15 protein-coding genes are annotated in these 15,176 nt (G+C 63.1%); 4 read left to right on the top strand and 11 right to left on the bottom strand.

All coding sequences use genetic code 11. The annotated features are described in order from the left end of the window. The first annotated feature begins 73 nt into the window (after positions 1-73). From DBR47_RS21255 to DBR47_RS21265, 3 genes are read left to right on the top strand one after another with little or no spacing between them, the layout of a single operon-like run. Positions 74-856, top strand: a complete 783-nt coding sequence (locus DBR47_RS21255; protein ID WP_231512434.1) for a DUF2189 domain-containing protein — start codon at positions 74-76, stop codon at positions 854-856. 5 nt (positions 857-861) lie between these two features. After that, positions 862-1,071: a DUF2788 domain-containing protein gene (locus DBR47_RS21260; RefSeq protein ID WP_124453854.1), complete on the top strand. Its 210-nt coding sequence runs from the start codon at positions 862-864 to the stop codon at positions 1,069-1,071. Next, positions 1,064-1,696: a YitT family protein gene (locus tag DBR47_RS21265; protein ID WP_231512435.1), complete on the top strand. Its 633-nt coding sequence runs from the start codon at positions 1,064-1,066 to the stop codon at positions 1,694-1,696. Before DBR47_RS21260 ends, DBR47_RS21265 begins: the two co-directional genes overlap by 8 nt. Before the next feature lie 25 nt (positions 1,697-1,721). Here DBR47_RS21265 and DBR47_RS21270 read toward each other — a convergent pair whose 3' ends face one another. The 11 genes from DBR47_RS21270 to glpD form a co-directional block, all read right to left on the bottom strand. Beyond that, the gene (locus DBR47_RS21270; protein WP_197047209.1) at positions 1,722-3,980 is read right to left on the bottom strand and encodes a S9 family peptidase; all 2,259 of its coding nucleotides are present in this window, start codon (positions 3,978-3,980) and stop codon (positions 1,722-1,724) included. 59 nt (positions 3,981-4,039) lie between these two features. Then, positions 4,040-4,909 carry an alpha/beta hydrolase gene (locus DBR47_RS21275; RefSeq protein ID WP_124453856.1) on the bottom strand — a complete coding sequence of 290 codons (870 nt, stop codon included), beginning with the start codon at positions 4,907-4,909 and terminating at the stop codon, positions 4,040-4,042. Between the two features lie 139 nt (positions 4,910-5,048). Then, positions 5,049-5,915 (bottom strand): nickel transporter, encoded by an 867-nt coding sequence (locus tag DBR47_RS21280; RefSeq protein ID WP_124453858.1) that lies wholly within the window; start codon positions 5,913-5,915, stop codon positions 5,049-5,051. A 201-nt stretch (positions 5,916-6,116) separates the two neighbouring features. Then, a complete protein-coding gene (locus tag DBR47_RS21285) occupies positions 6,117-7,850 on the bottom strand; it encodes an ABC transporter substrate-binding protein (protein ID WP_124453945.1) in 1,734 nt (577 codons plus the stop codon). Between the two features lie 105 nt (positions 7,851-7,955). Further along, positions 7,956-8,264, bottom strand: a complete 309-nt coding sequence (locus DBR47_RS21290) for a DUF2160 domain-containing protein (RefSeq protein ID WP_124453860.1) — start codon at positions 8,262-8,264, stop codon at positions 7,956-7,958. Next, positions 8,257-8,631 carry a hypothetical protein gene (locus tag DBR47_RS21295; RefSeq protein ID WP_124453862.1) on the bottom strand — a complete coding sequence of 125 codons (375 nt, stop codon included), beginning with the start codon at positions 8,629-8,631 and terminating at the stop codon, positions 8,257-8,259. Before DBR47_RS21295 ends, DBR47_RS21290 begins: the two co-directional genes overlap by 8 nt. Further along, positions 8,631-9,446, bottom strand: coding sequence for a carbohydrate ABC transporter permease (locus DBR47_RS21300; RefSeq protein ID WP_124453864.1), 816 nt, complete (start codon positions 9,444-9,446; stop codon positions 8,631-8,633). The genes DBR47_RS21295 and DBR47_RS21300 overlap by 1 nt, the downstream gene beginning before the upstream one ends. Then, complete coding sequence (locus tag DBR47_RS21305) at positions 9,439-10,323, bottom strand: carbohydrate ABC transporter permease (protein WP_124453866.1); 885 nt, start codon at positions 10,321-10,323, stop codon at positions 9,439-9,441. Before DBR47_RS21305 ends, DBR47_RS21300 begins: the two co-directional genes overlap by 8 nt. After that, on the bottom strand, positions 10,320-11,441 hold the full coding sequence (locus DBR47_RS21310; protein ID WP_124453867.1) for an ABC transporter ATP-binding protein: 1,122 nt from the start codon (positions 11,439-11,441) through the stop codon (positions 10,320-10,322). Before DBR47_RS21310 ends, DBR47_RS21305 begins: the two co-directional genes overlap by 4 nt. Beyond that, complete coding sequence (locus tag DBR47_RS21315) at positions 11,441-12,535, bottom strand: ABC transporter ATP-binding protein (RefSeq protein WP_124453869.1); 1,095 nt, start codon at positions 12,533-12,535, stop codon at positions 11,441-11,443. The genes DBR47_RS21310 and DBR47_RS21315 overlap by 1 nt, the downstream gene beginning before the upstream one ends. A gap of 57 nt (positions 12,536-12,592) precedes the next feature. Further along, the gene (gene glpD / locus DBR47_RS21320) at positions 12,593-14,137 is read right to left on the bottom strand and encodes a glycerol-3-phosphate dehydrogenase (RefSeq protein WP_231512439.1); all 1,545 of its coding nucleotides are present in this window, start codon (positions 14,135-14,137) and stop codon (positions 12,593-12,595) included. Positions 14,138-14,390: 253 nt separating this feature from the next. On the opposite strand from glpD, the gene DBR47_RS21325 reads away from it, so the two are divergent. After that, positions 14,391-15,155, top strand: coding sequence for a DeoR/GlpR family DNA-binding transcription regulator (locus DBR47_RS21325; RefSeq protein WP_124453873.1), 765 nt, complete (start codon positions 14,391-14,393; stop codon positions 15,153-15,155). The last annotated feature ends 21 nt before the right edge of the window (positions 15,156-15,176 follow it).

A 15,176-nucleotide genomic window follows, 5' to 3' on the forward strand; every position in this document is an offset into this window, starting at 1 on the left:
GCCAGGTTTTCGCCCCGACTTGATGTCGCTCAAGTTCAGGTCTTGCAGCGGCTGGCACCATTCCCTTCACACCATGCCCATGCTCGAAACCGAAAAAGCTCTTGCGCAATCCCGCCAGTTCGGGGTGAAGCCCATCCCCCTGCTGCGGCCCCTGGGTTGGCTGGCGCGCGGCTGGAAAGACCTGTGGCGCTGCCCCGGCGCCTCCCTGGCTCATGGCCTGGTCATGGCCATCGCTGGGGCCTTGATTCTGTGGCTGGCACGTGATCGTTTCTGGCTGCTGGCCGGTGCCTTCAGCGGCTTTCTGCTGGTGGCGCCCATCCTGGCCACCGGGCTCTACGTCATCAGCCGCGATATCGAGATGGGCCGCACGCCCAGCCTGGCGCGGGTGCTGGAAGCTTGGCGGCCGCGCGATGGCCGCCTGGTCGTGTTCGGCGTGCTCCTGGCCTTTGCTGGCACCGGCTGGGTGATGACCTCGGCCTCGCTGATCACCGGTTTTGCACCCCAGCCCATCCACAGCCCGGGCGATTTTTTGCAGCATGTGGTGCTCAACGACGACTCCCATTTGTTTGAGATTTGGCTAGGCATGGGCGCCTTGCTGGCCGCTCCCATGTTTGCCTCCACCATGATCGCCGTGCCGCTCTTGCTGGACACCCAGATCGGCATCCTGGGCGCCGTCTTCACCAGTTGGCGCGTGGTGATGGAGTACCCGGCGCCGGTGGCGCTGTGGGCGGCCCTGATCATGTTGCTGACACTCTTGGGCATGAGCAGCCTCATGCTTGGCCTGATCGTGATCCTGCCCTGGCTCGGCCATGCCAGCTGGCATGCCTACCGTGATCTGGTCAAAAAGGCCGAGTAGTCCCTATGTTTGGTTATACAGAGCAGCAAATCGCCCAGTTTGGGCTGACCTGGGGCGTTGGCGCCTTCATGGTCTATATGATTTTCATCATCCTGCAACTGGCCCGCGAGTCCAAGGCCGGGCGCTTCGGGACCTTTGTGCTGCTGCTGGCCCTGGGCTTTGGCATGGTTGGCTTCATCGCCAAAGGCATTGTGAAGTGGTGGATGGGTGGCTAAATCAGACGCGCTGCGCGCGGTCAGCCGCAGCTTCAAGCACAGCAATTTCGAAGACATCCAAGCCCTGATCACCGGCACCTTGTTCGTGGCCCTGGGTGTGGCCTTGTTCAAGCAGGCCGGCATGTTGACCGGCGGCACCGTCGGCATTGCCTTTTTGATCCACTACGCCAGCGGCCTGCCATTTGGCGCCCTGTTCTTCGCCATCAATCTGCCCTTTTACTGGCTGGCCTATCGGCGCATGGGCCTGCCCTTTATGCTGAAGACGGTAGTGGCGGTGGGCCTGATGTCGGTCTTGTCGGAGCTGCTGCCGCGCTGGCTACAGATCAGCTCGCTCAATATCTGGTTCGCCGCGATTGCCGGCGGCCTCTTGATCGGCGCGGGCATGCTGATCTTGTTCCGCCACCGGGCGTCTCTGGGCGGGCTGAATGTGCTGGTGCTTTATCTGCAGGAGAAAAAAGGCTGGCGCGCCGGCTATGTGCAGGCCGCGCTGGACGGCCTGATCCTCCTGGCCTCCCTGGCCTTTGTGCCGCCGGATCGTGTGGCCCTGTCCCTGCTGGGCATGGCGGCCATCAACGCCGCCCTGGTGGTCAATCACAGGCCGGGGCGTTACACGGCCGTGTCCTAAACGGCCCGCCCCACCTGTATTCCCATCAAGGCTTGGAAGGCCTGGCCTCGGTCAAACCCCATTGCTGCAGCATGAAGCTGTAGACCTTGGCTCTTTCCTTCATGCCATCAAAACGCCCGGAGGCGCCGCCATGGCCCGCCGTCATATTGATGTCAAAGAGCAGGGGCGCGTCAGCATTGCTCTTGAGCGTGCGCAGCTTGGCCACATACTTGGCCGCCTCCCAGTAAGGCACCTGGCTGTCATTCAAACCGGTGCGGGCCAGGATGGCCGGGTAGGCGCCGGGCTTGAGATTGTCGTAAGGGCTGTAGGCCCGCATCCAGCGGTATTGCTCGGCGATCTTGGGGTTGCCCCACTCGATGAACTCCTCGGTGGTCAGGGGCAGGCTCTCGTCCAACATGGTGTTGATCACGTCCACGAAAGGCACCTCGGCCACCACGGCCTTGAAAAGATCGGGCCGCAGATTCGTCACCGCCCCCATCAAGAGCCCACCCGCGCTGCCGCCCGTGATGATGAGTTGCGAAGGCTCGGTGAAGCCCTGGGCCACCAAGGCCTCGCTGGCGGCGATGAAGTCGGTGAAGGTGTTCATCTTCTTGGCCAGCTTGCCCTCCAGATACCAACGCCGCCCCAGATCGCCACCGCCCCGCACATGGGCCACGGCGATGATCACGCCCCGATCAAGCAGGGACAGGCCCGGCAATGAAAAGCGCGGATCGGAAGAGTTGCCATAACTGCCATAGCCCTGCAACAACAAAGGCTGCGGGCCTGTGCGGCGCAGCTGCTTGGCCCACACCAGGGAGACTGGCACCTGGGTGCCGTCCGCGGCCTGCGCCCAGATGCGGCGGGTCTCGTAACGAGCAGGCTCATAGCCGCCCTGCACCGCTTGGCGCTTGAGCAGATGGAGCTTGCGACTGGCGAACTCATAGTCATAGACCGAGACCGGCGTGGTCATGGACTGATAGCTCAGGCGCAAACTGCCGCTGTCGTACTCCCGATTGAGACCCCGATTGCTGGTGGCGGTGTAGACCGCTTGCTCAAAAGGGATCTCCTGCGGCTTGAAGCGTGCGTGGTCATAGACCCGCAGCTTGACGGAGCCTTGCTCGCGCACCTGCAGGGCCAGATGGGTCTTGAACATGGTCAAGCCCTCCAGCATGGCCTCGTCGCGATGGGCGATCAACTCCTTGGCGGCTGCCAAGTGCTGGGGCTTCAGAGGCAGGCGCTTGAGGTCCGGCAAGGGCAGACGCACCAGGCGGAAATTGGGGCCACGGTCATTGCTCAGCAGATAGAGCTGGCCCTCGCGATGCTCGACCGCGTATTCCTGGCCCGGCTTGCGTGGCAGCAGCAGCGCCCAGGGGCTCAAGGGCTGGCGGCTGGGCAAGAGTCGCACCTCGCTCGCGTCCTTGGAGCGGCTGATCAGACTCAAAAAACGTCCGTCCGCCGTGCTCGACAGGTCGAGGTTGTAGAGCGGGTCCTTGTCTTCATAAATGAGGACGTCGGGCGTGCTGCCGTCCAGGGCATGGCGCCAGAGGCGGTCGCGGCGTTTGGCCTCGTTGCTGGTGATGTAGAAGAGGTAGCGGCCGTCGGCCGACCACTGCACCGAGGCCACTTTCTGTGCCCGCCAGCCCAGGTCTTGGCCCGTGCCCAGATCGCGAATCTTCAGCTCGAAATCGCGCGCACCGGTCTCGTCGGTCGAGTAGGCCAAGCGCTGGCCGTCCGGGCTCACCATCAGGCTGCTCAGGTTCATGAACTTCTTGCCCTTGGCCAGCTCGTTCACATCCAGCAAGACTTGCTCGGCGGCGGCAGGGTCAAAGCGACGTTCGCTCCCCTGGGCCGCTCGGCGAATGAAGACGGGGTATTGGGCGCCCTCCAGAGTTCGGCTGGAATACCACCAGCCCCCTTCGCGCACCGGCACGGCCTCGTCCTTTTGCTGGATGCGGCCTAGGATCTCTTGATACAGCCGCTCTTGCAGGCCGGCCAGGGGCTGGAACCAGGCCGCCGTGTAGGCGCTCTCGGCGTTCAAATACGCCATGACCTCGGGCTGCTGTTTTTCACGCAGCCAGAAGAAGTCGTCGATGCGGGTATCGCCATGGATGCTGACGTCCTTGGGACGGCGCTCGGCCATGGGCGGCTGGGCCTGGCCAGACGCGCTCGCCACTGGAATTGGCTTGGCCGCCTCTGGACCCTGCGCCATGGTCAGCGTAGCCTGGGCCATCAGCAGGCCTGCGAACAGCGCTGGGGACAGGCTCGCAGGCAGGCTGCGGCCTGCAAACTTGGATGCAATCTTCAAACGTTTTCTCCCTCGATGGGCCGTGGACGGCCTTCAAACTCATTCTCTATCTCAGCGCATCAGAGCAGCGGGCTGTACCAGCGCAACTCCAGCAGCTTGCGCGCCAGCAGATGCAAGCGCCCCGCCGGGTCGGCCAGATTGTGCAGGATGTCAAAGTGATTGCAGCCCGGCAGCTCCTCGCAGATGGGCACGGCGCGCGGCCCCCAGGCCTGGCGCAAGAGCTGGTTCTGGCGCTTGAACTCTTCACTCTCCAACTCGCCCACCACGGTATAGATAGGCGCCAGTGGCGCCGGGAAATGCACCGGGCTCAGGCGCCGCACAGCCTGGGCGTCGAGCTGCAGATCGGCCTGCAAAAAAGGCGTTTGCCGGATCGGCGCCAGATCATGCACGCCCGAGATGCTGAGCACGCCCTTGACCAATTGGCGCGGCAGGTCCAGGCCCACCGCCTTCCAATCACAGCAGGCCAGCATGCTGGCCAGATGTCCGCCGGCCGAATGGCCCAGCAGAATGATTTGGTTCGGGTCGCCGCCGTACTCGGCCGCATGCCGCCACACCCAGGCCAGGGCCTGGGTGAGTTGCAGCGGGATTCGGTCCAGGCCGACCTCGGGGCAGAGCCCGTAGTTGGGCACGATCACCAGCGCCCCTTCCTCGGTGAAACTGCTGGCCAGAAAAGACAGGTCCGACTTGTCCAGCGAGCGCCACCAACCGCCATGCAGCACCACCAGCACCGGCGCCTTGGAGGCCTCGGTGCGGAACAGATCCAGGCCTTCGCTGGCGGCCTCGCCATAGGGCAGGTCGAGCACGCAGGCCGAGTTCTCGCGCACAAAGCGCGAGGTGCTGGCCCAACGTTGCAACACGGCGGCGCTATCGGCCACGCGGGCGCGGTTGTTGTACTGAGCGTCAAACCAGGCGGGCGAGCGAGCTGACATGAACAGTCCTTCAGGGCAGGAAATGAGATCGGGCCATGGGCGCCGATTTCACCAAATTTCCAAGCGCCTGGCACTGAGAAAAAGCGGGGTTTGGCGAAAGCCCCACTAACGCCGCATCCCGGCGCAAGACCGGGGTGCCTCAGCGCGGCGCAGCACCCGGGCTCGCGGCGCCCCCGAGTTGCCGACTGAGCTGCCGACTAAGCCTTAGCGCCAAGCCATAGCTGAGCGCCAGGCCCAGCAGCAGCAAGGCCGCCAGGCCCAGCTCCTTGCCCTCCATCCAGGCCTGCAGAGCGGGTGAGGCCAGCTTGGCCAAACCTAGGCCGGCCACCGCCAGACTCAGTGCGGCCACCGCCAGGCTCATGATGCGCGAGGCCAGGGCCGCGATTTGATCGGCTCGGGCGATCAGATGGGCGATCCACCAGCCGTTGAGCCCATCAGCCACCACCATGCCCAGCACAAAAAGCAGGCCCAGGCTCAGGGCATGAGCCAGGCCGCCGAACTGCGCCGCCATCACCGCAAACAAGGCCGACTGGCTGACGGTGTCAAAAGACAGGGCGAACAAAGCCCCCACCAGGGCCGAGCCCCAGGGCTTGCCGCCGGACGATGCGGGCAGCCAGCGCAGCAGCAGCCCGCTTTTCAAGCCTTGCAAGGCCACGCGCTGATGGCTTGGCGTGCTGAGCACCGCCCATAGATTGAGCACACCCAGCAGCAGGAGAAAGGCGATGGACACCCAGGCACCGAACAGCTCCAGCCAGGCCGGCGTGGCCCAGTGCTCACTCATCACCCCGACCAGGCCCGCAATCAAAAGCACCACGGCGCCATGGCCCAGGGAGAAAAGCGCACCACAAAAGCGCGCATGCGCCCCGCCCTGGCGCGTGGCCAGGCGGCTCAGACCATCAATCGCGGCCAGGTGATCGGCGTCAAATCCATGTCGCAGACCCAGCAGGAAAACCAGGGCACACAGACTGGCCCAGTCGCCACTCGCGATTGACGCTAGATCTCCCATGCTGGCCTCCCCTTGCCTTTGTGCTCATGTTCGCAGCCTAAAACAACAGGCGTCTAAACCATACACAAATCGTGCCAAACGTGAAGACCGCGCTGACCACACCCAATGGCGGGAGCAAAAACAAGCAAGCCCGGCAAACGGCCCCAGCTTTGTAGCTGGGCCGCATGCCGAGCTTGAGATCAAAGCAAGCTCAGGCGCGGATCAACGCACCCGGCCTTCCTTCCAAGCGCCCAGCAGCTTGTTGTAGTCGATGGTCTCGCCCTTGGGCTTTTCATTGGCCAGCTTGGCCCAGGGCGCGCCCTTGTCGCTCAGCCATTTGGCCGGGCTTTCCTTCTTGTTCAGCTTGGGCGGGCACTTGGCCATGCCGGCGCGCTCCAGCCGAGCCATCACCGCGTCCATTTCCTCGGCGAGGTTGTCCATGGCGCCTTGCGGGGTCTTCTCACCCGTCACCGCCTGGGCCACGTTCTTCCACCACAGCTGGGCCAGCTTGGGGTAGTCGGGCACATTGGTGCCGGTGGGCGTCCAGGCCACCCGTGCAGGGCTGCGGTAGAACTCGATCAGGCCGCCGTATTTGTTGGCGTTCTTGGTGAAGAAGTCGCTGCGGATATCGCTGTCGCGGATGAAGGTCAGGCCGGTGATGCTTTTTTTCAGGCTGGTGGTCTTGGCCGTGATGAACTGGGCGTAGAGCCAGGCTGCGGCCACCTTGTTGGCATCGTGGTCCTTGAAGAAGGTCCAGCTGCCCACGTCCTGGTAGCCGTTTTGCATGCCTTGCTTCCAGTAAGGGCCGTTGGGGCCAGGGGCCATGCGCCATTTGGGCGAGCCGTCCTCGTTGACCACGGGCAGGCCTTTTTTGGTCATGTCCGCGGTGAAGGCGGTATACCAAAAGATTTGCTGCGCGATCTGGCCCTGGGCCGGAACCGGGCCGGCCTCGCCAAAGGTCATGCCCATCGCCTCCTTGGGCGCGTACTTCTTCATCCAGTCGATGTATTTGGTTAGGGCGTAGACGGCAGCCGGCGAATTGGTGGCACCGCCGCGGCTGACCGAAGCACCAACCGGCGTGCATTTGTCGTCCGCCACGCGGATTCCCCACTCATCCACCGGCATGCCATTGGGGATGCCTTTGTCCGCCGTACCCGCCATGGACAGCCAGGCATCGGTGAAGCGCCAACCCAGGGAGGGGTCTTTCTTGCCGTAGTCCATATGGCCGTAGATGGGCTTGCCATCGATGGTCTTCACATCCACGCTGAAGAATTCGGCGATGTCCTCGTAGGCGCTCCAGTTGAGCGGCACGCCCAGCTCGTAGCCATACTTGGCCTTGAACTTGGCTTGCAGGTCTTTGCGAGCAAACAGATCGGCGCGGAACCAGTAGAGGTTGGCGAACTGTTGGTCGGGCAGTTGGTAGAGCTTGCCATCGGGCGCGGTGGTGAAGCTGGTGCCGATGAAGTCTTTGAGGTCCAGGCCGGGATTGGTGAAGTCCTTGCCCGCGCCCGCCATATAGTCGCTCAAGGCCATGATCTTGCCGTAGCGGTAATGGGTGCCGATCAGGTCGGAGTCCGAGATCCAGCCGTCGTAAATGCTCTTGCCCGACTGCATGGAGGTCTGCAGCTTCTCGACCACATCGCCCTCCTGGATCAGGTCGTGCTTGACCTTGATGCCGGTGATTTCTTCAAAAGCCTTGGCCAGAGTCTTGCTCTCGTACTCGTGGGTGGTCAGGGTCTCGGACACGACCGACACCTCTTTCACGCCCTTGGCCTGCAGTTTCTTGGCGGCTTCGATGAACCACCTCATCTCGGCCATCTGCTGGTCTTTGTTCAGCGTGGAGGGCTGGAACTCGGCGTCAATCCACTTCTTGGCCTCGGCCTCACCGGCCTGGGCCGTGGTGCCCGCCACCGCCAGCACAGCGGCGATTGCGAGCGCGCTGTAGTGGCACTTCATGCGACTGTCTCTCATGCTTGTCTCCATCTTGCGTGTTGTCAGCCCCCGGACCGAGATTCAACAGACAGGGCCCCGGGGACGCGGGCCATGTCCATGGCTATTGAGCTAGCCCTTTTTCATAATCAGACCCAGCACGGCCATGGACAGCACAAAGCTGATCCACACCGAGGGCTCGGTCTCCAAGGCAAACCATTCCATGGCCTTGGCCGACAGACCCACAAAAGCCAGATTGATATAGGCCGCCGTCAGCAAGCCCACAAAGAGCCGATCGCCACGCGTGGTCCGCATCGGTAACCAGCCCTTGCGCATCACCGTGGGTGACTTGATCTCCCAGACCGTCATGCCCACCAGCATCAGGGCGATGCAGGAGAAGAACACGGCAACGGGGGTGGTCCAGACCATCCAGTCAAACATTTGCTAGCTCCTTGATATGCGCAACAGAGCGGGCAGCTCTCACGCCCAAGCTCGCCGCGATCGGCCGGTCGCCAAGTGACTCGGGGTGTTGCTGAAGCGAAGTAAAGGAGGAGGAGGCGAAGCCGACGGGGGACATGAGCGGAAGCAATGCGCCGAGGCGCTTGGCTTGCGCCAGACCATTTTTTCTATCGTTCAATCCTGCAAGTCGGGCGGTGATCAGGCCGCTCGGGTGCTCTGCTCCGCTCATGTCCCCCGGACTGGGCTTCGCCCAGCCCTCCTCCTTTACTTCGCTGCGCAGAACACCCAAGCGACCTGATCCGGCGAAGGCTGATAGGAAGCCCGCCAAATTTGCGAACAGCATCACCATCACACCCTCCCCATCGCAAAGCCCTTGGCGATGTAGTGGCGCACAAACCAGATGACGATGGCGCCGGGCACGATGGTCAGGGTGCCTGCGGCAGCCAGGGTGGCCCAGTCCATGCCGGAGGCGCTGACGGTGCGGGTCATGATGGCGACGATGGGCTTGGCGTTGACGCTGGTGAGCGTGCGCGCCAAGAGCAGCTCCACCCAGGAGAACATGAAGCAGAAAAAGGCGGCCACGCCCACGCCGGCCTTGATCAGGGGCAGGAAGATGGTGGCGAAAAAGCGCGGGAAGGAATAACCGTCGATATAAGCGGTCTCGTCGATCTCGCGCGGGATGCCGCTCATAAAGCCTTCCAGAATCCACACCGCCAATGGCACATTGAAGAGCAGATGCGCCATGGCCACGGCGATATGCGTATCCATCAAGCCCAGGGTGGTGTAGAGCTGGAAAAAGGGCAGCAGAAACACGGCCGGCGGCGTCATGCGGTTGGTCAGCAACCAGAAGAACACATGCTTGTCGCCCAGAAAGCTATAGCGGCTGAATGCGTAGGCGGCCGGCAAGGCCACGGTGATGGAGATCACCGTGTTGATGCCCACATAGATCAGGCTGTTGATATAGCCCGAGTACCAGGACTCATCGGTGAAGATGGTCTTGTAGCTGGCCAGCGAGAAATGCTGGGGAAAGAAACTGAAGCTGGACAGAATCTCCTCATTCGTCTTGAAGCTCATATTGACCATCCAGTAGATGGGCAGAAGCGCGAAGACGAGGTAGGCGATCAGGAACAGCGTGCGTTTCTTGAAGCGCTTGTCTTCATGCATGGCTCGCGCCCTCCTTCTCGGTCTGGCCCAAGGCCTGCATCCAGTTGTAGAGGATGAAGCAGAGCAGCAGGATGATCAAAAAGTAGATCAGCGAGAAGGCGGCCGCCGGCCCCAGGTCAAACTGACCCACCGCTTTTTGCGTCAGGTATTGCGACAAAAAGGTGGTGGCATTGCCGGGCCCGCCACCGGTCAGCACAAATGGCTCGGTGTAAATCATGAAGCTGTCCATAAAGCGCAAGAGCACCGCAATCATCAGCACGCCCCGCATCTTGGGCAGCTGGATGTAGCGGAACACGGCGAACTTGCTGGCCCCGTCGATACGCGCAGCCTGGTAGTAAGCATCGGGGATGGAGCGCAGGCCGGCAAAGGCCAGCAAGGCCACCAACGGCGTCCAGTGCCACACATCCATCACCAGCACCGTCAGCCAGGCGTCCAGCGAATTGCCGGTGTAGTTGTAGTCCACGCCCAGAGCCTTGAGCCCGGCACCGAGCAGACCGATATCGCTGCGGCCAAAAATCTGCCAGATGGTGCCCACCACATTCCAGGGAATCAGCAGGGACAGCGACACCAGCACCAGGGTGGCCGAAGACTTCCAGCCTTGCGCTGGCATGGACAGGGCCAGAGCGATGCCCAAAGGAATCTCCACCAGCAGCACCGAGAGCGAAAAACCCAGCTGCCGCCACAGGGCCGCATGCAGCTCTTCGTCCCGCATCACGGCGGCAAACCACTCGGTGCCGACGAAGACCCGCCGCTCGGGCGAGATGATGTCTTGCACCGAATAATTGACCACCGTCATCAAGGGCAGGATGGCCGAGAAGGCCACGCAGATGAAAACCGGCAAGACCAGAAACCAGGCTTTTTGATTAACGGGCTTCATGCCTGCACCTCCGTGGGGGTGATGAGTTGCTCATCGGCACCATAAAAACAGCTGTGCTCACCCAAGACTTGCAGCCAGACCAGATCGCCCGCCGCCGGTGGCCTGGCCTGCGCATTCAGGCGCACGCGCAGGGTCTGACCCGCGAGTTGGGTCGTGATCAGCCAATAAGTGCCCACGTCCTGCACCTTGCTGACTTGCACCTCCACACAACCAGGCTGATGCAGGGGCTGCAGCTGCACATACTCGGGCCGCACGCCCAGAGTGAACTCACCCAGCTGATGCAAGCGAGCGACTATCTCTGGCTTGAGCGCGCTGGCCGCCAGGCTCAGGCGCTGGCCGCCTAGGGTCAGGTCTTGCCCCTGCAGTCGCGCGGGCAAAAAGTTCATGCCCGGCGAGCCGATGAAATGGCCCACAAACATATGCTGGGGCCGCTCGAACAAGGCGTCCGCTGCCCCCATCTGCACCGCGCGGCCCCGGCTCATCACCACGATCTGCTCGGCAAAGGTCAGGGCCTCCACCTGGTCGTGGGTGACGTAGATCAGGGTCAGTTTGAGCTCGTGATGGATCTGCTTGAGCTTGCGCCGCAGCTGCCATTTCAGATGCGGGTCGATAACGGTCAAGGGCTCATCGAACAAAACGGCCGACACATCCTCGCGCACCAGGCCACGGCCCAGTGAGATCTTTTGCTTGGCGTCGGCCGTTAAGCCGGCGGCGCGCTGGTTCAGCTGGGCGCTCATCTCCAACATCTCGGCGATGCGCCCCACCCGCTCCTTGATGCGGGCCGCGGCCACGCCGCGATTCTTCAGCGGGAAGGCCAGGTTCTCGGCCACCGTCATGGTGTCGTAGATGACCGGGAACTGAAACACCTGGGCGATATTGCGCGCCTGCGGCGTGAGCTGGGTCACATCGCGGCCATCAAAGCTCACCCTACCCTGCGAGGGTTGAACCAGGCCGGACATGATGTTGAGCATGGTGGTCTTGCCACAGCCCGAGGGGCCTAGCAAGGCATAAGCGCCACCGTCTTCAAAGTCCATCTTCAGCGGCAGCAGCGCGTAGTCGCTGTCCTGCCGAGGATTGGCCTTGTAGGCGTGGGCCAGATCGAGTGTGATGCGTGCCATCAGCCCTGCCCTCCCATTGCCTGCAGGCGCCGGGGTGCCAATAGCAAGGCCTCTTGTGCGTCAAACACATAGGCTTCTGCGGCCTGCAGATACAAAGTTAGCGCGGCGCCCAGCTCAAAATAATGCACGCCGCTGAGCTGGGCCACCAAGGACCCCAGCTCGCTGTGCAGATGGACAAAGGTGTCCGAGCCCGAAATTTCCGCCAGCTCCACCACGCCAGGCAGGGCGAGATCGCCGGCCTGGGCCTGCAGGCGCAGGCTGTTGGCGCGCAGGCCCACCGTCAGCGCAGCACTCGCACCCGTGGGCAAATTCAGATCCAGCGTCAAACCAGGCTTCAATTCGATGCCCTGCGCCGTGGCTCGCGCCGGCAGAAAATTCATCGGCGGGTCGCTGAAGGCCCGCGCCACCCGCAGCGAGGCCGGGCGGTGGAAGACCTCGGCCGTGGGCCCGTACTGCAGCAACTCACCGGCGTCCATCACGGCGGTGTAGCCGCCTAGCAGCAAGGCCTCGGCAGGCTCGGTGGTGGCGTAGACCACGGTGGAGTCGCCAGCGGCGAAGAGCTGGCTCAACTCCTCGCGCAACTCCTCGCGCAGCTTGTAATCCAGATTCACCAGTGGCTCGTCCAGCAACATCAAGGGCGCGTTTTTGGCCAGGGCACGGGCCAGGGCCACGCGCTGCTGCTGGCCACCGCTGAGCTGGGCGGGCAGCTTGTCCAGATGCATCTCGATATGCAGGCGCTCGGCCAGGGCTTGCACCTGGATCTGGATGGCCTGGGCATTCAGACCACCGCGCAGCTTGAGCGGCGAGGCGATATTGTCGGCCACCGTCATCGAGGGGTAGTTGATGAACTGCTGGTAGACCATGGACACATTGCGCTCGCGCACCGGCAGGCCGGTCACGTCCACACCGTCCACCTGCACCCGGCCTTCGCTGGGTTTGTCCAGGCCGGCCATCAGGCGCATCAAGCTGGTCTTGCCGGCCTGGGTGGCGCCCAGCAAGACCGTCACCGCACCGGGCTGCAAGGCCAAGTCCAGCGGGTAAAGAAAGGCCTCTGCACCGACTCGGTGGCTGATGCCTTGCATGCTCAGTTGCATCAAAACTCCTCGCGTTCGCTCTTGTTTTGACCCCGCCCCGCTGCGCGCCTGATGCCGCTACACCGGACGGGGAGTTTGGGCCGAGAACCAGGCGCTGACCTGGGCGCGCTGGGCCGCGCTGTAATGCAGGCCCAGCTTGGAGCGTCGCCACAGCACATCGTCCGCCGACAGCGCCCACTCCTCGCGCATCAGGTAGCGCAGCTCAATTTCATACAAACCGGGTGCCACCTCGACCCCCAGATCCGCCAGCGACACCGCCGCGCCCAGCACCCGCGAGATGCGCGAGCCATAGGCCCTGGAGAGTCGCCGTGCCAGGGCCTCCGGCAGATAGGCATAGCGTTTTTGCACCACCTGCACCAGGCGCTCGAAATCGGTATCGGGGCGTTGCGGCTTGCCAATCCAGGCACTCAGATCGCCGCCAGGCAGATAGGCTTTTTCGGTCCAGGCCGGGCGGCTCGGTTGACCCAACATCTCGCCCAGCAAATCGGCCGCATCCTCGGCCAGCTTGCGGAAGGTGGTGATCTTGCCGCCCCACACGCTCAGCAAGGGCGCGCCCAGGGTATTCGTTTCCAGCGAATAGTCGCGGGTCACGGCCGAAGCGTCGCCCGAGGCATCGTCCAGCAAGGGGCGCACGCCCGCATAGCTCCAGACCACATCCTCACGCTGGACCGGTTTCTCAAAATAACGGCTGGCCTGCTCACACAGATACGCCACCTCCTGCGCATCGATCTCGGCCTTGGCCCCGCCCGCTATTGCCGCCTGCGGCAGCTCCACGTCGGTGGTGCCGATCAAGGTGTAGTCGCGCTCGTAGGGGATGGCGAAGATGATGCGCTTGTCGGGGTTCTGGAAGATGTAGGCGTGGTCGTGCTCGAAACAGCGCTTGACGATGATGTGGCTGCCCTTGACCAGGCGCAGGCTCTTGGTCGCCAGGGTCTCGCCGCGGGCGGCCTCGGTGCTTTCGCGCAAAAAGGATTCGGCCCAGGGCCCGGCGGCATTCACCAGAGCACGGGCGCGCACGATGCGCTCGCCCGTCGGCGTCTGGATATGGGCCGTCCAGCCCTGCGCATCGCGTTTGACGCGGGTGCAGGGGCTGCGAGTCAGCAGTTCCGCCCCTTTGGCTTGGGCGTCCAGGGCGTTCAGCAAGACCAGGCGGGCGTCATCCACCCAGCCATCGGAATAGACAAAGCCGCGCTCGTACTTGGCCTTGAGCGGCGCCCCCAGAGGCGAGCGGCGCAGCTTCACGCTCTTGGAGCCCGGCAGGACCTCGCGGCGCGCCAGGTGGTCATACAAAAAGATGCCCATGCGAATCATCCAGGCCGGTCGCATCGCCGCGTCGTGTGGCATCACAAAGCGCAGCGGCCACATGATGTGGGGGGCGCTCTTGAGCAACACCTCGCGCTCCTGCAAGGCCTTGCGAACCAGGGAGAACTCGTAATACTCCAGATAGCGCAGGCCACCGTGGATCAGCTTGGTGGATGAAGACGAGGTGTGCGAAGCCAGATCATCCCGCTCGCACAACAAAACCTTCCAGCCACGCCCGGCCAGATCGCGCGCAATGCCCGCGCCATTGATACCGCCGCCGACGATGAGCACGTCCAGCACATCGTGCTCATCAGTGTTTCGCCCCGCCCTCTGGGCTGCAGGCTTTTCGCTGGCATTCACAAACAGTCTCCAAGATCGAAAGATTCGTTATTTTGTCTTTCTTTTTCGTTTGTAACGCGCTTTTGTGCGAATTGACACAGGGTTAACCAGATTCTCTGTTCGAATTGATTCCAATTAGGCTGGGATACGACGCGAATTGACGCGTTTCAGGCTCATACGAATGCCCCGCATGCCGCCCTCTACACTTGGCACCATGGTTCCCAATCTCCGTCAAACAGAGCTGCTCGCCGAGGTGCGCGCGCGCGGCTCGATCAGCGTCGAAGCCCTGGCCGAAAAATTCGGTGTCACTCTGCAAACCGTGCGCCGCGATGTGCAGCGCATGGCCGAAGCCGGCCTCGTCGCCCGCTTCCACGGCGGTGTGCGCGTCCCTGCCAGCACCACCGAGAACATCGCCTACCGCCAACGCCAGGCCTTGCAGGCCGAGGGCAAGGCCCGCATCGCCCGCGCCATCGCCCAACGCATTCCGGCGGGCTGCTCGCTGATCCTCAATCTGGGCACAACCACCGAGGCCGTCGCCCGCGAGCTGCTCAAACACCAGGGCTTGCGCGTCATCACCAACAATCTGAATGTGGCCATGATCCTGGCCGACAACCCCGATTGCGAGCTGGTGATGGTGGGCGGCGTGGTGCGCTCGCGCGACCGTGGCGTGATCGGCGAGGCGGCGGTGGACTTCATCCGCCAGTTCAAGGTGGACATCGGCCTGGTCGGCATCTCCGGCATCGAGGACGACGGCTCGCTGCGCGACTTCGACTACCGCGAGGTGATGGTGGCCCGCACCATCATCGAGCACTCGCGCGAGGTCTGGGTGGCCACCGACCACAGCAAATTCAACCGCCCCGCCATGGCCGAGGTCGCTCGCCTGGCCCAGGTCGATGCCTTGTTCACCGATGCGCCGCCGCCCGAGCCCTTCCCCAGCCTGATGCGGGATGCGGGTGTGGAACTGGTGGTGGCGGACTGACGCAAATCTCTCACAAAAAAT

The organism is Paucibacter sp. KBW04, assembly GCF_003852425.1.
In the GTDB taxonomy this organism is placed as follows: domain Bacteria; phylum Pseudomonadota; class Gammaproteobacteria; order Burkholderiales; family Burkholderiaceae_C; genus Paucibacter_A.